General features: G+C 73.1%; 14 protein-coding genes. 9 read left to right on the top strand and 5 right to left on the bottom strand.

The window, feature by feature from the left end; all coding sequences use genetic code 11:
• The first annotated feature begins 1 nt into the window (after position 1).
• The 7 genes from AB0C27_RS37990 to AB0C27_RS37960 all read left to right on the top strand — a co-directional run bounded on the left by AB0C27_RS37990 (position 2) and on the right by AB0C27_RS37960 (position 7,794).
• The gene (locus AB0C27_RS37990; RefSeq protein ID WP_357854637.1) at positions 2–724 is read left to right on the top strand and encodes a hypothetical protein; all 723 of its coding nucleotides are present in this window, start codon (positions 2–4) and stop codon (positions 722–724) included.
• Positions 718–1,965, top strand: coding sequence for a S8 family serine peptidase (locus tag AB0C27_RS37985; protein WP_357854634.1), 1,248 nt, complete (start codon positions 718–720; stop codon positions 1,963–1,965). The genes AB0C27_RS37990 and AB0C27_RS37985 overlap by 7 nt, the downstream gene beginning before the upstream one ends.
• Before the next feature lie 56 nt (positions 1,966–2,021).
• Positions 2,022–2,924, top strand: coding sequence for a hypothetical protein (locus AB0C27_RS37980; protein WP_357854631.1), 903 nt, complete (start codon positions 2,022–2,024; stop codon positions 2,922–2,924).
• Positions 2,918–4,066 carry a S8 family serine peptidase gene (locus tag AB0C27_RS37975; protein ID WP_357854628.1) on the top strand — a complete coding sequence of 383 codons (1,149 nt, stop codon included), beginning with the start codon at positions 2,918–2,920 and terminating at the stop codon, positions 4,064–4,066. The genes AB0C27_RS37980 and AB0C27_RS37975 overlap by 7 nt, the downstream gene beginning before the upstream one ends.
• A gap of 110 nt (positions 4,067–4,176) precedes the next feature.
• A complete protein-coding gene (locus AB0C27_RS37970) occupies positions 4,177–4,536 on the top strand; it encodes a hypothetical protein (RefSeq protein ID WP_346111412.1) in 360 nt (119 codons plus the stop codon).
• Positions 4,524–4,838 (top strand): MGMT family protein, encoded by a 315-nt coding sequence (locus tag AB0C27_RS37965; RefSeq protein ID WP_346111410.1) that lies wholly within the window; start codon positions 4,524–4,526, stop codon positions 4,836–4,838. The genes AB0C27_RS37970 and AB0C27_RS37965 overlap by 13 nt, the downstream gene beginning before the upstream one ends.
• 208 nt (positions 4,839–5,046) lie before the next feature.
• Entirely contained in the window at positions 5,047–7,794 is a 2,748-nt protein-coding gene (locus AB0C27_RS37960) for a CDP-glycerol glycerophosphotransferase family protein (RefSeq protein WP_357854623.1), read from the top strand.
• Positions 7,795–7,837: 43 nt separating this feature from the next.
• Here the strand turns inward: AB0C27_RS37960 and AB0C27_RS37955 are convergent, their stop codons facing one another.
• Positions 7,838–8,455, bottom strand: coding sequence for an NUDIX hydrolase (locus AB0C27_RS37955; protein WP_357854620.1), 618 nt, complete (start codon positions 8,453–8,455; stop codon positions 7,838–7,840).
• Positions 8,456–8,747: 292 nt separating this feature from the next.
• On the opposite strand from AB0C27_RS37955, the gene AB0C27_RS37950 reads away from it, so the two are divergent.
• Positions 8,748–11,933, top strand: a complete 3,186-nt coding sequence (locus AB0C27_RS37950) for an ATP-dependent DNA helicase (protein WP_357854617.1) — start codon at positions 8,748–8,750, stop codon at positions 11,931–11,933.
• Positions 11,927–15,208, top strand: a complete 3,282-nt coding sequence (locus AB0C27_RS37945; protein WP_357854614.1) for an ATP-dependent DNA helicase — start codon at positions 11,927–11,929, stop codon at positions 15,206–15,208. The genes AB0C27_RS37950 and AB0C27_RS37945 overlap by 7 nt, the downstream gene beginning before the upstream one ends.
• Here the strand turns inward: AB0C27_RS37945 and AB0C27_RS37940 are convergent.
• The 4 genes from AB0C27_RS37940 to AB0C27_RS37925 are packed head-to-tail and all read right to left on the bottom strand — an operon-like array spanning position 15,168 to position 20,556.
• Positions 15,168–16,238 carry a type III PLP-dependent enzyme gene (locus tag AB0C27_RS37940; RefSeq protein WP_357854611.1) on the bottom strand — a complete coding sequence of 357 codons (1,071 nt, stop codon included), beginning with the start codon at positions 16,236–16,238 and terminating at the stop codon, positions 15,168–15,170. The two genes, AB0C27_RS37945 and AB0C27_RS37940, sit on opposite strands and share 41 nt — an antisense overlap.
• On the bottom strand, positions 16,235–17,932 hold the full coding sequence (locus tag AB0C27_RS37935) for an IucA/IucC family protein (protein WP_357854608.1): 1,698 nt from the start codon (positions 17,930–17,932) through the stop codon (positions 16,235–16,237). Before AB0C27_RS37935 ends, AB0C27_RS37940 begins: the two co-directional genes overlap by 4 nt.
• Positions 17,933–19,426, bottom strand: a complete 1,494-nt coding sequence (locus AB0C27_RS37930; RefSeq protein WP_357854605.1) for an IucA/IucC family protein — start codon at positions 19,424–19,426, stop codon at positions 17,933–17,935.
• On the bottom strand, positions 19,423–20,556 hold the full coding sequence (locus tag AB0C27_RS37925) for a siderophore biosynthesis protein (protein WP_357854602.1): 1,134 nt from the start codon (positions 20,554–20,556) through the stop codon (positions 19,423–19,425). The genes AB0C27_RS37930 and AB0C27_RS37925 overlap by 4 nt, the downstream gene beginning before the upstream one ends.
• Between the last annotated feature and the right edge of the window lie 16 nt (positions 20,557–20,572).

Here is a 20,572-nt window from a genome sequence, read left to right as displayed (position 1 = left end):
TGTGAACTCCGCCCGCCCCTGGCCCACACTCGTGGTGGCCTCCGCGCTGACCCTGTTCTGCGCGGTGACCGCCGGAGTGGCGGGCAGCGCGGCGGGCACGGAGCTCACCAGGGGGCCCAGCACGGCCGAGTTGCGCACGGCGGCCGCGCTGGAGGTGGCCGAGCGCTGGCGTACTTGGCCCACGGGCCGCATCTTCCCCGCGACGTTGCCCTACTCCGCCGAACAGGGCGGGCGCGAGCGGGCCCACCGGGTCGGCATCTCGCCGCACGCGACGTGCGGGAAGGACGCCGTGGACGCCAAGGCGGTCGCGACGCTGCGGGCGGCGGGCTGCAAGGGCGTCCTGCGGGCCACGTACGTGGACGCGTTGCGCGGCGTGCTCGTCACGATCGGCGTGGTGGCGCTGCGCGACGAGCCGGGGGCCGTACACGCCAGGTCGGCCTTCGCCGACAACGGCAAGCCGGCACCCGGGCTGCGTCCGCTGGCCTTCACCGGCACGGTCTCCGACCGGTTCACGCCGGCCGTGCGCCAGTCGGGGTCGGTCCGCCAGGCGGGCCCGTACCTGGTGCTGACCACGGCCGGCCAGGTCGACGGGCGGCCGGCCGACGCGGCCGGCGAGCCCCGGCCCGCGATCTTCGCCTTCGCCACCGACATCGCCGAGCGCGTGCTGAGCGAGCTGAGCACCCCGAAGATGCCCGACTGCGCCGCCAAGGAGTGGCGGTGCTGACCGGGGGCAGAGGGCGCGGCGTTGGCGCCGTGGTGGGGGTGTTGCTGCTCGCCGCCGCCGCCCCCGCCGTCGCTGGGACCCTGCTCCACCCCGCCCACGCCGACGACGTGCGCGGAGGCCAGCAGGCCGTCATCGAGACGCTGAAACTGCCGCAGGCGTGGCGGACCAGCAAGGGCGCGGGCGTGCTTGTGGCGGTGCTCGACTCCGGCGTCGATCCGGGCCATCGCGACCTTTCCGGCTCGGTCCGCGTGGGCAAAGATTTCACCGAGGGCGCAAACCCGCCCGGCACCACGCCCAGCAGGCTGCACGGCACGTACATGGCCTCCCTGATCGCCGGGCACGGCCACGGACCCCAGGGAAAACGGGGGATCATCGGCGTCGCGCCCGAAGCGGACGTACTGTCGGTAAGGGTCATTCTCGAAGACGAGGAGCCGGGCTTCCGGGAGTTCAACTCGGCCGAGCGCTTCGAGAACGTGGTGGCCAAGGGCATCCGCTACGCGGTGGACGAGGGGGCAGACGTCATCAACATGTCGATCTCCAAGGAGCTGGCGACCAGGGAGGAGCGCGCGGCCATCCGCTACGCCATCTCCAAGGGCGTCGTGCTCGTCGCCGCCGCGGGCAACCGGGGCGACAGGAAGGTCGAAGGCGACTTCGCCCCCTACTCCTACCCGGCGGCCTTCCCCGGCGTCGTCTCCGTCGGCGCGACCGACGGAGAGCTGCGGCGGGCCACGTTCTCCAACTGGAACTCCTCGGTGCTGGTGGCCGCGCCCGGCGTGGACATCATGGGCGCGGGCCCCGGCGACGAATACTGGGTCGGCCGGGGCACCTCGCAGGCCAGCGCGCTGGTGTCGGGCGTGGCCGCGCTGATCAAGGCGCGCCATCCGCGCATGTCGCCGCCGCTGGTGGCGCGGGCCATGGCCGACAGCGCCACCGACCGGCCTCCAGGCGGCTACGACACCGCGACCGGCTTCGGCGTGGTCAACGCCGCCAAGGCCCTGGCCGAGGCGGCCCGGCTGGCCGGGCACACCGAGACCGCCGCGGGCGCGCAGGCCCAGGACCCGGCCCGGCCGCTGGCCGGCGGGCAGGCGGGCCCGGTCAAGGTCATCGTCAGGGACGAACGGCGCGTCACGGTCTACGCGGCGGTCGCCGCCGCGGCCGGCGCCGGCGCGCTCGCGTCCCTGGCCGTCATATTCATCCTGGTCAGACGGGTACGCCGGGCCGCCATGGCACAGGACGCATGATCCGCCCACCAAGGGGGACGAAATAGACACGAAGCGAATGCGGGAACGAGGCGGTGGTGAAGGGACGTAGGTCGGTCACAGGGCTCCCGCGTGCCGAGGGAGAGGCCACGCAGGAGCACAGGAACCCGCTCGGCGCCACCACCGGCCGGCGGTCGCGCGTGCGTTCATGGCCGGCGGCGGGCTCGCGCCGGCGTACGGAGGCCAAGGAGCGGGCCGAGCTGGCCCTCCTCCAGCAGGGCATCCGCAACCGCCGCGTCTTCGTGACGCTGCTCGGCGTCATCATCGCCGTGTCGGCGGTCGTCGTGCTGCTCGGCACGGTCGGCATGGTCGCCGAGACACGCTCGCGTCCGCTGACGCCCGCCGAGCAGAACCAGTACAAGCAGGAGGAGATCGCCAGGCGCTGGCAGGCGTGGCCCGCCAGCGGGGTCTTCCCAGAAGAGGTGAGATACCTCGGGCTCGACCGTGCCCAGCAGTACGCCAGAAGGGTCGGCATCGCCCCCGAGACCGAGTGCGCCAAGGGTGTGGACGCCTCCGTGGCCGGCGTGCTGCAGAGCCACGGCTGCCTCACCATGCTGCGGGCCACCTACATCGACCAGACGGCCTCCTTCGTCATCACGGTCGGCGTGGCCGTGCTGAAGGACGAGGCGTCCAGGATCTCGGCCGCCGAGGAGCTCACCCAGGACGACCGCGTCGGCGTGCTGCCCGTCGCCTTCCCCGGCACGGTGAGCGAGCGCTTCGGGCCCGACCAGCGCCAGCGCACCGGATGGGTGGGCGCCGGCCCCTACCTCGTGTTCTCGACGGCGGGCTACGCCGACGGGCGCACCAGGGCCGCGATCCCGCCCGAGGAGATCCTGCACAGCGAGCTGTGGCCGGCCGCCAAGTCGATCGGCAACCAGATCGCCTACTTCCTGGCGGACCCGCCCAAGGTGCCGCCCTGCACCCAGGGGAACGTGTGCTGACCGCCGTACGCGTCGTCACCGCCGCGCTGCTCGCCTTCTCCGCACCCGCCGCCGATCCCGTCAGGGAGCAGCAGCAGTGGGTGCTCGACGCGCTCAACATCGAGCAGGCGTGGCAGGTCACCAAGGGGGAGAACGTCACCGTCGCCGTCGTCGACAGCGCCGTCGACGGCGAGATCAAGGAGCTGAAGGGCCGCGTCGCCGCCGGCCCCGACATGACCTCGGGCTCGGTCACCCGCGAGCTGCCGCCTGGACGGCACGGCACCGCCATGGCCGCCCTGATCGCGGGCTCGGGCAAGGACGACGGGCTCATCGGCACCGCGCCGGCCGCCCGAATCCTGTCGCTGCCCATGGTCATCGACGACGAGCCCGCGCTCATCCCGCCGCTGGAGAGCGAGGCGTCGGCGGAGAGCCCGCTGGCCCGCGCCCTCCGCTACGCCGCCAACCACGGCGCCCAGGTGGTCAGCATGTCGATCGGCTCGTACGGCCCGCTCAGGTCCGAGCGCGAGGCGGTCTCGTACGCGCTCAGCAAGGGCGTCGTGCTGGTCGCGGCCGTGGGCAACGACGGAGTGACCCAATACGCCAAGGACAAGGGCACCTCCTACTGGAGCTTCCCGGCCGGTTACCCCGGCGTCATCGGCGTGGCCGCCACCGACAAGCAGGGCCGTCGGGCCACGTTCAGCAGCGACAACCTGTCCGTGCTGGTCTCCGCGCCCGGCGTGCAGGTGCCGGTGGCCAAGCGCAAGAAGGGTTACGAGCTGTCCGAGGGCACCAGTTCGGCCGCCGCGCTGGTGGCCGGGGTGGCGGCGCTGATCAAGTCGCGTCATCCGACGTTGCCGCCCGAGCAGGTCGCGCAGGCGCTGGCGGCCAGCGCCAGGGGCCGGCCGGCGGCCGGTTACGACGACAAGACCGGGTTCGGCGTGGTGGACGCCGCCGCCGCGCTGAACGCCGCCGAGCGGCTCACGGGCGCGCAGCGCAGCATCACGCCCGGGATGGAGCACTTCGGTCAGGGCGAGGACTCTCCGGCGCCCACCAGGCCCGGCCCCGACCCCTTGCGGCTGTGGCTGTACGGGGGCGGCCTGCTCGTGGCGCTGGTCACGTTCTGCGGCGCGATCGTCGTGCTCAACCAGCGCAAGGAGCAGTGACAGGCCCGATGACAGGCATCGGCCAGCCGCAACGACATGCTCGACCAGGCATAACGGCATGAGGTGAACAGGTTTCTCGTTGGTGGGAAGATCCGCTATGGTCGCGCGTCATGGGATACGAGCTGCGGGTGGTGCGCGAGTCGCCACTCGCCTTCGCGGAGCTCGCGAAGGCCATCGCGCCGGCCGGTTTCGAGCTGCGCGGATCTGAGGAGATCGTGGCCGGGCACGGGGGCGGCACGCACGCCGTCGCCCGCTGGCACGGTCAGCTGGTCGGCGAGCCCGGCTCCGACTGGCAGGTGGCCCAGCTCCTGAGGCTGGCGACCGCGCTCGGAGCCCGGCTCATGGGCGAGGACGGCGAGGTCTACGCGCTGCGCGACGGCGTCATCGAGGTCTCGACGGGCGGCAGCGTGGTGGAGATCGGCAAGTTCGAGGAGATCATCGACGCGGGCCCGTCCGCATGGAGCCCGTGAACCCCTTCGCCGAGCGCGTGCTCGACGTGGTCGAGCGGATTCCGCCCGGCAAGGTCATGGCGTACGGCGACATCGCCGAATATCTCGGCGAGGGCGGCCCCCGTCAGGTGGGCAAGGTCATGTCCACGTGGGGCGGCGGCGTGCCGTGGTGGCGCGTCGTCCACGCGGACGGCACCGCCGCGGCCCCTGACCACCTGCGACGCTGCCTGGACCACTGGCGCGAAGAGGGCACTCCGCTGCGCGGCGAGCGGGTGGACATGCGCCTCGCGCGCTGGGACGGGCGTTCAGCCGATTTTCAGTAACCCAGTTGACCAGCACTTTCTCCAATACGGCGATTCTGTGACATGTGACTCCCATTACCATGGGCAAAACACTGATGGCGGCCCGAAAGGCGGTGCCACCCCTATGGCCACCGGCGTCACAGCCCAAAGCCAGGGCGGCGATTCGCTCGCCGACCGCCTGAAGGCTGTCCAGGATCTCTGTGATCGTGGCGAGCCTTTTGAAGCGGTCATGCGAGCCGTCGGCCCAGGCGGCCGCGACGCGGCATTCGACACCGAGGTGCTCAGCAACCACCTCGGCGCGCGCATCGAGCTGGCGGTCAAACGCGGCCCCGCGCGGCGGCGCGAGATGCTCGACCTCATCCGCCCGTACCTCGCGGGCGTGGACGCCGGCGTCAAGCGCGACCTGCCGGTCGCGCGCCGCGTCCTGTGCCACCTGATCGAGACCCGCCCCGACGAGGAACTCGTCGACGGCGAGACGCTCACCAAGGTGGTGACCGCGGCGGCAGAGCCGTCCAAGCGCATCCGCAAGGGCCTGCGCTGGTACGCCGACCTGCCCTTCCGCGACGAACTGCCGCCCGACCTCTACCGCCTGCGGCGCGCCGACCTGGTGCCCGTCACCCACATCGACGACATCGTCTGGGTCGACGGCAAGCTGCGCGTGACCGGCTTCGCCTACCTGGCGGGGCTCTCGGTCCGCAGCCGCAGGTTCAACCGGGCGACCGTGGTGTTGCGCGGGCCGCGCTGGCTGCCGCCCATCCGGATGCGCACCCGCCGGGTGCTGGCCCCCGAGGCCACCCACGGAGCGCGCGAGCCGGGCTGCAACTACGACTGGTCCGGCTTCAACGCCGAGGTGAGCATGTGGCCGCTGCGCTGGCGCGGCGCCGTGCGCAGCGTGGTCTCGGGCGTGCGCCGCCGCATGCGGCACCGTCCGTCCGTGCCGGACGCCACGACGTGGCGGGCCGAGATCGTGTTCTGGAGCCGGGGCGCGCGGGCCACGGGCCTGCTGCGCGGCTCCTCGATCGGCCGTCCCGAGCGGCCGGCCGGGCTCAAGCTGAAGCCCGGCTGGTGGGTCAGGCCGGTCTGGACCTCCGACCGGGCGCTGCAGGTCGTGCTCCAGCCCAACAGGGCCGAGCTGACCGGCGTGACGCTCGACGGCGAGCACCTCGAACTGAAGATCTCCCTGCCCGGCCGTCAGGTCACCAAGGGCCACGCCAGGCTGGGCGGCCACCGCATCGCCGCCGACTTCACCCCGTCGGGCGACGGCACCGAGGTCAAGGTCGGGCTGGCCGTGCCCGCGCTGCTGCAGGAGAAGGACGGGCGGCGGCTCTGGGTCGAGCCCAAGGGCGACCCGGCGGCCTCCGTCATGCTGGCCGACCTGGTGGAGACCCGCACGCCGGTGGGCGACCGCGAGATCACCGTGCTCGGCGACCGCCGTGACCGGGTCGTGGTCTCCGCCCACCGCATCCGCCCGGTGATCACCTCGGCGACCTGGGAGGGCTCCGCGCTCGTGCTGCGCGGTGACTATCCCGACGCGCCCGGGCCCCGCACGCTCACGCTGCGGCACCGGTCGGGGCTGTCGTACTGGCTGCCGATGGAGCGCTCCGGCCAGGAATTCACCGTACGGGTGGAGCCGGCCTCGATGGACCGCTTCGGCGAGGCCGTCCCGCTCTCCTCGGGCACCTGGAACATGTCGCTGCGCCACCCGTCGGGCGAGATCGTCCCGCTGCGGATGGACCACGCGGCCTTGGGCGGCCTGGACGAGGAGCCGCGCACGCTCGGCGGCCACCTCTACCGGATGGTCTCCACCCGCTTCGACGTCCCGGTGATCACCGTCGAGGAGGACCGTCCCGCGCAGGAGCGCGGCGTCGCGGGCACCCACGTCCTGCGCCGCGTCTTCTACCCGGCCCAGCGCACCGAGCCGCTGCGCGACGCTACCGTGTACGTGGTCAACGACGGCCGGCTCTACGCCGACAGCGTCCGCGCCATCTACGAGGAGCGGCTGCGCAGGGGCGACGATCGCGAGCACCTGTGGGTGGTCAAGGACGGCGCGTTCGTGCCGCCCGGCGGCGCGACCGTCATCCGCGCCGGCAGCCGCGAGCACCACGAGGCGCTGGCCAGGTCCCGCCACATCATCACCAACTCGTTCCTGCCCGTCTGGTTCCGCGCCCGCGAGGACCAGGTGGTGGTGCAGACGTGGAACGGCACCCCGGCCAAGCTCATCGGCGGCGACCAGCCCCACATGAAGCGCGACCCGAGGCCGCCGATCTGGCACCGCCAGGTGGCCGAGGTACGCGGCTGGGACCTGCTGCTGTCGCAGTCGCCGTGGGCCACGCCGGTGCTGCGCAAGGCGTTCGGCTACAAGGGCGAGATCCTGGAGAGCGGCCTGCCCCGCAACGACGTGCTCAACTCGCCCGACAGGGACGCGCTGGCCGCGGCCGTGCGCGAGCGGCTGGGCCTGGCCGAGGGCAAGCGCGTGGTGCTGTACGCGCCGACGTGGCGCGACTACGACCGCAAGAACGCGATGGTCAAGCTCGACCTGGCCAAGGCCCGCGAGGCCCTGGGCGCCGACCACGAGATCCTGGTCCGCGCCCATCCGATGCAGGCCGCGCCCGCCGTACCCGACATCGCCCGCGACGTCACCACATATCCGGATATCGCGGATCTGCTGCTGGTGGCCGACGTGCTCGTGACCGACTACTCCTCGGTCATGTTCGACTTCGCCGCCACCGGCAAGCCGATCGTGCTGTACGGCTACGACCTGGCGAAATACTCCTCCAAGCGCGGCCTCTACATCGACCTGCCCGAGCAGGCGCCGGGGCCGCTGCTCTCGACGTCGGCCGACGTGGTCGACGCGCTGCGCTCGATCGACGAGGTGGCGGCGGCCCACGCCGACCGCTACGACGCCTTCCGCGCCACGTTCGCGCCCCGCGACGACGGCAAGGCCACGGCCCGGGTGGTGGACCACCTCTTCTCCTGACGCCTGAACAGGCCCCGCCCGGCGAGGGCGGGGCCTGTGGCGTTCAGAAGAGCTCGGGCAGGTCGTCGGGCAGCACGTATCGCCGGCCAGGGTCGTGGTCCATGCCGTAGGCCCTGGGCTTCGCGCCGCCGGCCGGCAGGTGCTCGACGAGTACGTACAGCAGCGCCGAGATGCTGGTGGCGCAGACGATCTCACCGCTGTCGATCAGCTTGCGGATCCGCGCGAGCCGCACCCACTCCACCCGCTCGGCCTCCCACGGATCCGACGGGGGCCCGATGTGGGTGGCCGAATCGCCCCGGTAGACGTGGTGCAGGCTGTCGGAGACGCCGTTGCTCGGCTGGACGCCCATCAGCGGACGCAGCGGCCCAGGACGCCAGCCGGTCTCCTCCTCGAACTCGCGCGCGGCCGCGGCCATCGGCGATTCGCCCTCCTCGACCTGCCCGAGCGGGATCTCCCACGCCCAGCTGTCGGTGATGAAGCGGTGGCGCCAGATGAGCAGCACCCGATCGCGGTCGTCGGTCACCACGGCTCCGGCGGCCGGCGCCGTGCGCAGTAGCCGGTGGTCGAGCCGGCTTCCGTCGGGCAGCTCCACATCCGCCACGCGGACGTCCATCCATGGATCGCGATAGAGCGACTTCTCCGAGTGGACCTGCCAGCGCATGCGCTCAACCCCCCGCACAAAGGCGAATTTTGACTGTACGCTACAGGTCTTCACTCTCCGTGAGAGGGCGCAAATCGCCGGTGCCGCCGTCCCATCGTGACGCTGCGGGCGAACAAAGCCACCGGCGTGTCACGAGAAATCCGGCATCTCCCTCGATAACGTAGGCGGATCTCCCAGGGAGACCGGGCAAGTCGGCACGATCTACCCCTGTGGTCTGGTGGAATCTAGTGCTGTGAGTGCTCAGACCTGGCGGTTGGTGCGACGAGGGGGCGGGGGGCCCGCTGCGCCTCCTGTGCTGGATGAGCACCAGCGTGCCGTGGTGGCCCACCAGGGCGGCCCGCTCCTCGTTCTCGCAGGTCCAGGCACCGGCAAGACCACCACGATCGTCGAGAGCGTGGTCGAGCGGATCGAGCGGCGCGGCGTCGACCCCGAGCGCGTGCTCATCCTCACCTTCAGCCGCAAGGCCGCGGAGGAGCTGCGCCGGCGCGTCACCGGCCGCCTGCGCCGCACCACCCGCTCCCCGCTGGCCCTGACCTTCCACTCCTACGCCTACGCGCTGCTGCGCCGTGAGTGCGTGCTGGCGGGCAAGGCGCCGCCGCGCCTGCTCACCGGCCCCGAGCAGCTGCTGGAGATCCGCCGGCTGCTCCACGGCGAGCTGGAGCGGGGCGCGCCCGACTGGCCCGCCTCGCTGCGCGAGGCGCTCAAGACGCGCGGCTTCGCCGAGGAGCTGCGCGACTTCCTGTCCAGGGCCAACGAGCGCGGCCTGGACGCCGAGCGGCTGGTGGCGCTCGGCCGGCTGCACGGGCGCGCCGACTGGGCGGCGGCCGGGCGCTTCGCCGAGCGCTACCAGGACCGCTTCGACCTGGCCCCCGAGGAGACCTACGACTACGCCGAGCTGGTCGGGGCGGCCTCCGCGCTACTGGCCGACCCGGAGGTGCGCGAGCGCGAACGGGCCGCGCACGACGTGGTGTTCGTCGACGAATACCAGGACACCGACCCGGCTCAGGAGCTGCTGCTGGCCCACCTCGCCGGCGACGGCCGCGACCTGGTCGCGGTGGGCGATCCCGACCAGTCGATCTACGGGTTCAGAGGCGCCGACGTGCAGGGCATACTCAAGTTCCCCGAGCGGTTCAAGACCCGCGACGGGCGCGAGGCACCGGTGCTGGCGCTGCGGGTGTGCCGCAGGAGCGGGGCCGACCTGCTGGAGGCATCGCGCCGGGTGGCGGCCAGGCTGCCGGTCGCGCCCGCGCCCGAGCACGACCAGCGCCACGGCCACCGCGACCTGGTGCCGCTGCCCGACGCCGACATGGGCGACGTGCGGGTGCTGCTGGCCGACAGCGTCAGCCAGGAGGCCGCGATCGTGGCCGACGCGCTGCGCCGCGCCCACCTGATCGACGGGGTGCCGTGGCACCGGATGGCGGTGCTGGTCCGCTCGGCCCGCCGGCAGGTGCCGCTGCTGCGGCGGGCGCTGGTCAACGCCGGGGTGCCGACGATGATCGCCGGCGACGAGGTGCCGATCGCGCAGGAGCCCGGCGTGCGGCCGTTGCTCACGATGCTCCGGGTGGCGCTGGATCCGGCCGAGCTCGACGAGGGGGTGGCCGAGGAACTGCTGACGGGCCCGCTCGGCGGCACCGACATGATCGGCGTACGCCGCCTGCGCCGCGCCCTCAAGATCGCCGAGAACGAGGCCGTACAGGCGGGCGACACGGGCGACGCCGAGCCCGACGCCGACGGCGAGGCGAACGGCGACGACGAGGCTGAGGTGCCGTCGCGGGCTGGGGCGCGTTCCTCGGGTGAGTTGCTCGTGGCCGCCATCAAGGACGTGCGCGAGCTGACCCGGATCGAGCCCCACGTGGCGCTGCCGGCCGAGCGGGTGGCCAAGCTGCTGGCCACCGCCCGCGAGGCCGCCAGGCAGCAGGGCACCGCCGAAGACCTCCTGTGGGCCGTCTGGGACGGCAGCGGCCTGGCCGGGCGGTGGGGCGAGCTGAGCCTGTCGGGCGGCGCCAGGGGCGCCCAGGCCGATCGCGACCTCGACGCCGTCGTGGCGCTGTTCGACCACGCGGCCAAGTTCGTCGACCGCATGCCCATGGCCGGCCCCGAGGTGTTCATCGACGACCTGGCCGCCCAGGAGATCCCCGGCGACACGCTGGCCGACCGCGCCCCCGACGGCGACGCCGTGCGCGTGCTGACCGCCCACCGCTCCAAGGGACTGGAGTGGGACGTCGTGGTGGTGGCGGGCGTGCAGGAGGGCGTCTGGCCCGACCTGCGCCTGCGCGGCTCGATGCTGGGCGTCGAAGACCTGGTGGAGGTGGTCGAGGGCGCCAAGCCCAACGCCGCCTCGCTGGCCTCCAAGCTGCTGGCCGAGGAGCGCAGGCTGTTCTACGTGGCCGCCACCAGGGCCAGGCGCAGGCTCGTGGTCACCGCCGTGGGCGGGGAAGACACCGACGAGCGGCCGTCCAGGTTCCTGTCGGAGCTGATGCCGGGCGCGGTCGAGTCGGCCACGGTCGACGACCGGGCCCGCTGGCTCACCATGTCCGCGCTGGTGGCCGACCTGCGCAGCGCGGTGACCGACCCCACCAAACCGGCCAGGGTGCGCCGGCGGGCGGCGCGGCAACTGGCCCGCCTGGCCGCCGCCGGGGTCCAGGGCGCCCACCCCAACGACTGGTACGCCCTGACCCCCATCTCCGACGACCGCCCGCTGAGCTGGCCCGGCGACATCGTGAACATCTCACCGTCGGCGGTCGAGAGCTTCACCAAGTGCGGCCTGCGCTGGCTCCTGGAGACGGCGGTGGGGGCGGCCGGCACGAGCACCGCGCAGGGCCTGGGCAACATCATCCACGCCCTGGCCGTGCTGGCGGCCACCGACCTGCCCAGCGAAGACCTGCTGGGCGACCGTCTCGACCAGATCTGGAACGAGCTCGACTTCGGCGGCGTCTGGTACAACCGCAAGCAGCGTCAGGTGGCCGAGCAGATGATCGGCAAGTTCCTGCGCTGGCACAAGGAGAATCCGCGCGAGCTGGTGGCCCTGGAGGAGGCGTTCACGGCGATGGTGTCGGAGGGCGTGCAGATCAAGGGCCGCGTCGACCGTGTCGAGCGCGACTCGGAGAACCGGGCGGTGATCATCGACCTCAAGACGGGCGGCGCCAAGCCCAAGGCGGGCGACCTCGACCGGCACCCGCAGCTCGGCGTCTACCAGCTGGCCGCGCTGCTGGGCGCGTTCGCCAGGCACGGCATGACCGAGCCCGGCGGGGCGGCGCTGCTCCAGCTCGGCAAGGCGGCGGGTAAGAACGACGCCCTGGAGCAGAAACAGGGGGCGCTGGCCGACGACAAGGACCCGGGCTGGGCCAAAGACCTGGTCGACACGGTGGCGATCGGCATGTCGGGGCCGTTCTTCCAGGCGAAGGTCAACGACGGCTGCCGCACCTGCGCGGCCAGGGCCAGCTGCCCGGTCAACGACAACGGGGGCCAGGTGTGCTGACCCCGGCCGAACTCGCCGGCAAGCTCGGCGTTCTTCCCCCCACGCCCGAGCAGGCGGAGGTCATCGAGGCCCCGCTGGAGCCGATGGTCGTCATGGCCGGCGCCGGCTCGGGCAAGAGCGAGACCATGGCAGGGCGCGTGGTCTGGCTGGTCGCCAACGGCCTGGTCAAACCGGAAAACGTGCTGGGCCTGACGTTCACCCGCAAGGCCGCGGCCGAGCTGGCCACCCGGGTCAGAGAGCGGCTCAACGGCCTGGCGGAGGCCGGCCTGGTCGAGCCGGGCTCGCTCGACACCGAGCCGACCGTGTCCACCTACCACGCCTACGCCGCCCGCCTGGTCACCGACCACGCGCTGCGCGAGGGGCTGGAGCCGACGATGCGGCTGGTCACGCCGGCCGTGTCGTGGCAGCTCGCCTCGCGGGTGGTGGCGATGTACGACGGCCCGATGGACAAGATCGAGCTGGGCCCGCCGTCGGTCACGGCCGCCCTGCTCGAGCTGGCCGGCGAGCTGTCGGAGCACCTGCGCTCGCCCGCCGACGTGCGCCGGGTGGGGGAGTGGCTGCGCGAGCGGCTCGACCTGCTCCCCGGCCGCACCACGATCGCGCAGCGCAAGCCGGTCAGCGTCCAGGCGGCCAGGGAGCAGCTGCTGCCGCTGGTGCAGGCGTACGAGCGGCTCAAGCGCGGGCGTGAGGTCATCGACTACGGCGACCAGATGTCGCTGGCCGCCAGGATCGCGTCCGGTCACAAGGAGGTCGGCGAGATCGAGCGCTCGCGCTACTCCGTGGTCCTGCTCGACGAATACCAGGACACCAGCCACGCCCAGCTCGTCCTGCTGCGCTCGCTCTTCGGCGGCGGCCATCCGGTCACCGCCGTCGGAGACCCGTGCCAGTCCATCTACGGCTGGCGCGGCGCCTCGGCCGGCAACCTGCGCCGCTTCCCGCAGGACTTCCGCACCGCCTCCGGCGACCGGGCCCCGGTCCGCCAGCTCAGCGTCAGCTTCCGCAACGGCGACCGGGTCCTCGACGTCGCCGCCCGGGTCCAGCTCCCGCTGCGGATGGAGGCCAGGGAGGTGCCGGTCCTGATCCCGGGCCCCAACCGGGTCGACCGGGGCCGCGTCACCTGCGCCTTCCACGAGACGGCCGAAGACGAGGCCAGGTGGATCGCCGACGGCATCGCCAAGATCCTCGGCCAGGAGGTCGCGCCCGACGGGCTGCCGTGGGGGGAGAAGGAGCGCAAGAAGACGCTTGCCGTCCAGCCGCAGGACGTCGCGATCCTGGCCAGGAAGCGCTCGCAGTTCCCCGCGCTGCGCAGGGCGCTCGAAGATCGCGACATCCCGGTCGAGGTGGTGGGCCTGGGCGGCCTGCTGACCGTGCCCGAGGTCAACGACATCGTCGCCACGTTGCGCGTCCTCTACGACCCCACGGCCGGCGACGCGCTGGCCCGGCTGCTGGCCGGGCCCCGCTGGCGGATCGGCCCCGCCGACCTGCGGGTGCTGGGCGAGCACGCCAGAGAGCTGGCCCGCGAGCTGAGCGACAGCCACCGCGAGAGCGATCCGCTCGACCAGGTGGTGGCCGACCTGGCAGAAGAGCGCGGCAGCCTGGTCGACGCGCTCGACGAGCTGCCCGACAGGGAGGCGTGGCTGGAGTCGTTCTCGCCGCTGGCCCGCACCAGGCTGGTGGCGCTCGCCCATGAGCTGCGCCAGTTGCGTGCGCACACCGCGCAGCCGCTGCCCGACCTGATCATGGAGGTCGAGCGCAGGCTGGGTCTCGACATCGAGGTGGCCGCGCGCAGCGGCGTGGTGGGGGCGTTCGCGGCGCGGGCCGACCTCGACGCGTTCCTCGACGCGGCCTCCAGGTTCGCCGGCGACTCCGAGGACCCGACGCTGGGCGCCTTCCTGGCTTATTTGCAGGCTGCGGAGAGCGAGGAGTTCGGGCTGGAGGCGGGCCGGGTCGGCGAGAGCAACAGCGTCAAGCTGATGACCGTGCACGCCTCGAAGGGCCTGGAGTGGCCGATCGTGGTGGTGCCCGGTCTGTCGCAGCTGGTCAGCTCGAAGGGGACGATCGCGACCGGCAGCATGTTCCCCGCCACCCCGGTCATGAACAGCCGCTGGACGGAGAACCCGCGCAAGCTCCCCTACGGCCTGCGCGGCGACGCCGCCGACCTGCCCCGGCTGAGCGGGCTGAGCAAGGAGGAGCTGGCGGCGTTCGACGAGCACTGCCGCGAGCGCGACCTGATGGAGGAGCGCAGGCTCGCCTACGTCGCCGTGACCCGCGCTCACTACCACCTGATCGCCTCCGGCTACCGCTGGGGCACCGCGACCAAGCCGCTCGCGCCCTCCGACTTCCTGCTGGAGATCCGCGACACCGCCGACCGGGTCTCGGCCTGGGCCGACGACCTGGCCGACGGCGCCACCAACCCGCTGCTGGCCGAGCCCGCCGAGGCCGTCTGGCCGGTCACGCCCGAGGGGCTGCGCTACGAGTCTGTGCTCGACGGCGCCCGCCTGGTCGAGGACGCCCTGGCCGGCACGCTGGGCGACGACGATGACGACGAGCCGCTCAAGACGTACGAGGAGGAGCGGCTGCGTGCCTGGGACCGCGACACCGACCTGCTGCTGCGTGAACGGGAGCTGCACCGGCGCCGGCCCGCGACCACGGTCGAGCTGCCGGCCAAGCTGACCGTGTCGTCACTGGTGACGCTGGCGGCCGATCCGCGCGAGCTGGCCCGCAGGATCCGCCGGCCCGTCCCGGTCAAGCCGGCGCCGCTGGCCCGGCGCGGCACCTCGTTCCACAAGTGGCTGGAGACGCGGTGGGAGCAGCAGCGGCTCATCGACGACCTGGAGCTCTACGACGAGGAGCTCGAAGAGGCCGATGTGCGGCTGGCGGAGCTGCAGGAGCGGTTCGAGGAGAGCGAGTGGGCCGACCGGCGGCCGATCGACCTTGAGGTGCCGTTCGAGACGATGATCGCCGACCGGCTGGTGCGCGGGCGGATGGACGCCGTCTTCGAGCGGCCGGGCGGCGGTTACGAGGTCGTCGACTGGAAGACCGGGCAGCCGCCGCGGGGCAAGGCGGCCAAGGCCGCCACCGTGCAGCTGGCGGCCTACCGGCTGGCCTGGGCACACCTGGCGGAGGTGCCGCTGGAGGAGGTGGGGGCGGCCTTCCACTACGTGCGCGCCAACCGCACCGTGCGGCCGGTCGACCTGCTCGACGCCGACGGGCTGGTGGCGCTGATCGAGCGGGTCAAGCTCGTAGATGATGGAAAGCGGGCTTCGGGTGCATGAGGAAGTCGTGGTGGGAGATGTTCCAGGCGTAGGCCCCGGCCATCTCGAAGACCACGGTGTCCCCGACGGCGAGTGACGTCTCGGCATTCGCCGCGAAGACGTCTTTCGGGGTGCAGAGCTGGCCGACGAGCGTGACCGGCCCCGCGACCCGCCCTTCGGCACGGCCTGTGGGCAGCACCGTGAAGGGCTGGTCGTGGCCCTTGGTGGCCGGCGTGCGCAGGTGGTGGGTGCCGCCCAGCAGCACCGCGTACGCCCGGCCGCGCACCCGCTTCACGTCCACGACCTTCGTCACGTAGTAGCCGCAGTAGACGGTCAGCGCCCGGCCCGGCTCGATCCGCAGCCGCCTGCCCCGCCCCAGCTCCGCCAGCCCGGCCCCGTACGTCTCCCAGCCGAACCTGGTCTCGGGGCTCTCGTACGACACCGCCATCCCGCCGCCCAGGTTGACCTCCTCGTACGGATTGTCCAACAGCGCCCGCGCCAGCCCGAGCAGCCGATCAGCCTCCAGCCCGCTGGCCAGGTGCGTGTGCAGGCCGCGCAGGCGTACCCGGTCGCCGAACAGCGGCAGGCACTCCGCCACCCCGTCCTCGTCCATCCCGAACGGCCCGCTCATCGTCAGCGCCGCCCCCTCGACCGGCAGGTCGGGGTTCAGCCGGAGCAGCACGTCGGCCTCGACGCCCGCGGCGAGCAGGCGGCGCAGCTCGTTCGGCGACTCCACGTGCAGCCGGTGGTGGGGCAGCCGCAGCTCGGCGTCGGTCTTGCCGGGCCCGCCCAGCGCCACCGGCACCCCCGGCAGCAGGTCGGTGACGTGCGCGTGCTCGCCCGCCGACGACACCTCGAACCCGTCCACGTGCCCGGCCAGGACCCGCAGCAGCTCGGGGTCGGGGTTGGCCTTGACGGCGTAGTACAGCTCCGTGGGGCCCAGCGCCCGCCGTACGGACGCGACGTGCTCGTCCAGCGCGGGCAGGTCATAGAGGTAGGCGGGGACCTCGGGAAGGCGTGCGGCGGCTTCCTGGACGCGCGGGCCGATCATGCGAGCGGGTTCGCGATCGGGACGTAACCGGCGGCGCGGTCGGCCGCCCTGGCCCAGCGCACGCCCAGGTTCGCCTTGGCGGGCAGCGGCGCCCCCGCCAGCAGGTCGGACAGCGGCAGCGGCCGGCCCAGCTCGTCCGCCTGGCGGGCGAGCACGTCGCGGGCGATCCGCCACAGCTCGCGCAGCAGCTCGTCGTCGGTCCCGGCGACCGTGGCGGCGATCTCGGTGAGGTGGTTCACGAGCAGGCAGTAGACCACGCGCGCCCAGCCGCGCCCGGCGTCGTAGGTCAGCGCGCCGGCCACCTCGGGGGCCAGCCCCGACAGGTCGTGCCGGCCCGCGACGAGCTTGGTGCCCTCCAGGTCGCGGAAGACGGCCTGCACGGGGGTGCCGGAGGAGTCCAGCCCGACCAGGACGTTCTGCAGGTGGGGCTCCAGCACTACGCCGTGCGTGAAGTACAGCTCCAGCACCGGCGGCGCCACCACCGTCACGTACGCCCGCCACCACGCGAGCGGATCCGTCACCGGGGCGGCCACGGCGAGGGCGGCGGCCAGGGCCGGGGTCACGCCGGGGGAGCAGACCGCCCAGGGGCCACGCCGGACGATCACGCCGAGCCCTTCGCGCAGCCGGACGCCGAGGCCGGCCGAGCGGTAGCCGGGTTCGGGCAGCCAGCGGGTGCCCGGATGCCTGGCGGCCGTCAGGTCGAAGAGGGGCGCCAGGCGCCGGGTCAGCTCGACCGCGCCGGCCAGCTCGTACCAGGCGTTCTTCCGTACGCAGTTGGTGATCCGGACGTCCAGGGAGAACTTCAGGCAGACCTCCGCTTCCGGGGCGTACACCGTGCGTACGGACGAGGTCGGGGTCACCACCGGGCCAGGGCCCAGGTCGATCAGTTCCGGTCCGAAGGCAGGTCGCAGCAGGTCGAGCTGCCACGGGTGCGCCGGCAGCACGCGGTAGCCGTCGGGAGCCCGGCCCATCGTGTCCAGCGCGGCGGGGTCGCCGCCTTCGTCCAGGACGTCCTCCCGGACGCCGAGCAGCCTGAGGGGGAACTCGGCGTGGGTCTCGGGCGCGTACCGCAGCCAGTCGCCGCCGCCTCGTGCCTTGGGGCTGGGGTGGAACGGGTGCCCGTACACCAGCGCCTGCTCCGAGGCGAGCCACGGATCGGCGGGCGGCTCCGCCTTCGCCCTGGTTTCCAGGATCGCGGCCACGGCACGCCTGCTGGCCGCCACCTGCCCGGCGAACTCGCCATTGTGCCCGCGCGCCGCGACGCCTCCCTCGACGGCGTGCCCGCGCAGCCCGGTTTCAACGAGGTGGACCAGTTCGTCGCTCGTCAGAGGCCGCCACGCGCCGGACTCCAGCCGCTCGGGCCGGCCCTCGAAGCGCAGCGCCGCGCCGCCGGAGGTGCGGGCCCGCAGCAGCGTCCCCGCCACCCGCAGCAGCAGGTACGGCGGCGTCGGCCACACCAGGCCGCGCGGCCCGGCCACCTCTCGCACGCAGCACCGCAGCAGCGCCGCCAGCGTCGCCTCCTCGGCGAGGCGGGAAGGCGAGTCGGCCCGGCCCGCCTCGGCCCGGCAGGAAAGCGCGTCGGAAAGCGCGTCGGAGGGTGCGCCGGCCAGGTCGAGGGGCGCGTCGGTCAGGCCGGAGGGCGCTTCGACGGCCTCGGCGGCTTCGACGGCGTCGACGGCCAGTCCTCGCAGCATTCAAGCTCTCCTCAGATAGTTGGGCCCGCTGGTGCCGTAGAACTTGTTGACGTCACGGGCGCCTGAGCGCTCCTTCGACACGAGGGTCCCAGCGGTGATCATGGACTTGCCGGTGAGCCTGACCGCGTCGAGCGTCCGGCCGCGCAGGATCTTGGCCATGGGGTCGTCGCCGTACTCGTCCAGTGCCTCGGCCAGCGTCTCCCTGACCAGGGCGGCCGCGCGGGCGTGCGGCAGGGCGCCGAACGTCACGGCGGCGGCGGCCAGGTGCAGCGTGATGGTGACGAAGACGTCCGCGAGGGCGTGGGGGTCGTCGTTCAGCAGGCGTTCGTCGGCGAAATCGGGCATCTCGACCCCGGCCGCCCGCAGCCGCGACGGCGAGGCGAGCAGGCCGTCGTTGTCCTTGACCAGCAGGCGCATGCGCTCACCCTGGAAGAGCAGGGCCAGGTTCTGCTGGTGGGCTTCGAGCGCGACGCCGTACCGGACGAAGAGCCGCACGTTCCAGCGCAGCAGCAGCCGCAGGTAGCCGGGCAGCACGTCGCCCAGCTCGGCGAGCACCCCGGGGGCGTTCAGCGCGGCGACCGGCACGATCGTGCCCTCGGGCAGCCGCCTGACCATCCAGGCCAGGTATTCGTGGCCGGCGTGCGCCCAGGTCTGCTCGTCGGCCAACACGACGTCGGGATCGGCCAGCCGGCGCAGCAGCGTCTCGGCCCTGGCGCCGTCGGCCAGCGTGCCCGGCTTGATCGAGCGCCGGTTCCGCACGCCGAGGGTGCTGATGGGCAGGGGCAGCTTGAGGTGCAGGCGCGGGCTCAGCTCGACCGTGCGCATGGACAGCGTGGGCCGTACGGTGACGGCCGCCCGGTCCAGCACCCGTACGCCGTCGATCTTGCGCACCTCCGCGACGGACAGCGGATGCACGGGGAAGAGCACCTCGCCGGCGCCGACCTCCCACTCCCCGTCCGGCACGGCGTCGGCGGGCAAGCTTCCGGCGGAGCCCGGGGCGAGCGCCCGGCGCGGGACCGCCGCCCACCGCAGCTCGAACGAGGGCCCGAACTCCGGCGCGTACGCCGGCAGCTCGGCAGGGGCTATCCCCACTCGCGCGCGCGAGGTCGGATAGACCGGATGGTCCACGAACGCGGCCAGCGTCTCGTACGAGGGCCCGGAGCTCAGCACGGAGGCCGCGACCCCGTCGTGCAGCTCCAGCGCGGCCAGGGCCGCCAGGCACTCCTCGAAGAAGGCGGCCACCCCTTCCGCGTCCGCCGGGTCGGCGACCTCCGCCAGCGTCTCCAGCACCTGTTCGAGCCCCAGCCGCTCCTGCGGCGCGAGCACGAAGTCCTGGAACAGCACCCCGGGCGTCAGCCGCGCCCACCGCCCGTCGGCCAGCGTCAGCCCGACGCCGTCCCTGGTCCTGGTGATGCGGGCGGCCAGCCGGCCGTAGTCCTCGCGCAGCAGGGCGTTCAGCACGCGGGCGGCCAGGTAGGCCTCCCTGGAGCTCATTCGACCACCCACGGCCGGGTGGCCCGGTAGTCCTCGATGGCCGCGTCCACCAGCTCGCGGGAGGGGCCGACGCCGCGGACGACGCCCAGATAGTCGCGGTTCGTCCTGGTCAGGGTGACGACGTCGCCCACCTCGCGCAGCGGCCGGTGCCAGAGCCGTACGTCGCCGGCGGTCACACTCTCGTGCCCCGGCGCCTTCTTGACGACCCCCTCGCGGTCCGCGACGAGGCTGACGGCACTTCCAAAAGAGCTCCCTCTGGTGAAGGAGGGGACGCGCTCCCCGAGGTGCACCCGCAGGATCCACTCGAACAAGGGCACCCCGAGCACGTCCGCCAGCAGAAAGTCGCAGTGGTCGCCGATCACGCGGTAGTTGACCTCGACGATCCTGGGCCCGTCCGCGGTGAGCACATACTCGGTGTGGCAGGCGCCGAACCCCACGCCGAGCGCCCGCAGCGCGGCGAGCACGTGCGCGTCCGGTTCGGGAGCCCAGTCCAGCCGCTCCTCGACGAAGTACGGCAGCGCCCCCAGGCTCGTCTCGAACCCGCCGAGCACCCGCAGCCCGCTCTCGTCCCCCAGGGTCTCCAGCGTCCGCAGCGGCCCTTCCAGGTACTCCTCCACGACCAGCGCCTCGCCGGGACGCCGCCGCCTGACCTCGGCGACGGCCCGCGCCAGGTCCCGCTCGACCAGCATGACGTCCTCGCTGGCCACCCCTTCGCGGGGCTTGAGCACCACGGGGTACGGCACGTCGGCGGGCACGGGATCGCCGGGCCCGAGCCGCAGGCAGAACACCCGCTCGATCCCGGCCTCGGCCAGCCTGCGCCGGGTCAGGAACTTGTTCTTGGCCGTCGCGCACGCCCGCCAGTCCTTGCCGGGCAGCCCGAAGTAGGATGCCGCGAGCGCGGTCTCCGTCTGCAGGTGGTCGGAGTTGGAGAAGATCGCGTCCGGCCGGCCGAGCTGCTCGACGGTGTCGATCAGGGCTCGCGGGTCCCGTACGTCACACGCCACCGCGTGCGGATGCCGCTCCGGGCGATCGGTCAGGATGATCACCTCGCAACCGAGCGCCCGCGCCGCGGGCAGGAAGCCGTCCGTCACGGAGTCGGTCGGTTTGAGCGCGGTCAGGTAGAGCCGCAACGGCAAGGCACCCCCG

Source organism: Nonomuraea sp. NPDC048882 (assembly GCF_040649755.1).
GTDB classification, from domain to species: domain Bacteria; phylum Actinomycetota; class Actinomycetes; order Streptosporangiales; family Streptosporangiaceae; genus Nonomuraea; species Nonomuraea maheshkhaliensis.
Note: the sequence above shows the minus strand (reverse complement) of the source record. Positions and strands in the feature narration are given on the sequence as shown.

Excerpts from the sequence above, each read along its gene's own strand:
- AB0C27_RS37970 (WP_346111412.1), top strand. The coding sequence starts at position 4,177 with ATGGGATACGAGCTGCGGGTGGTGCGCGAGTCGCCACTCGCCTTCGCG.
- AB0C27_RS37965 (WP_346111410.1), top strand. The coding sequence starts at position 4,524 with ATGGAGCCCGTGAACCCCTTCGCCGAGCGCGTGCTCGACGTGGTCGAG.
- AB0C27_RS37960 (WP_357854623.1), top strand. The coding sequence starts at position 5,047 with ATGCGAGCCGTCGGCCCAGGCGGCCGCGACGCGGCATTCGACACCGAG.
- AB0C27_RS37955 (WP_357854620.1), bottom strand. The coding sequence starts at position 8,455 with ATGCGCTGGCAGGTCCACTCGGAGAAGTCGCTCTATCGCGATCCATGG.
- AB0C27_RS37940 (WP_357854611.1), bottom strand. The coding sequence starts at position 16,238 with ATGATCGGCCCGCGCGTCCAGGAAGCCGCCGCACGCCTTCCCGAGGTC.
- AB0C27_RS37935 (WP_357854608.1), bottom strand. The coding sequence starts at position 17,932 with ATGCTGCGAGGACTGGCCGTCGACGCCGTCGAAGCCGCCGAGGCCGTC.
- AB0C27_RS37930 (WP_357854605.1), bottom strand. The coding sequence starts at position 19,426 with ATGAGCTCCAGGGAGGCCTACCTGGCCGCCCGCGTGCTGAACGCCCTG.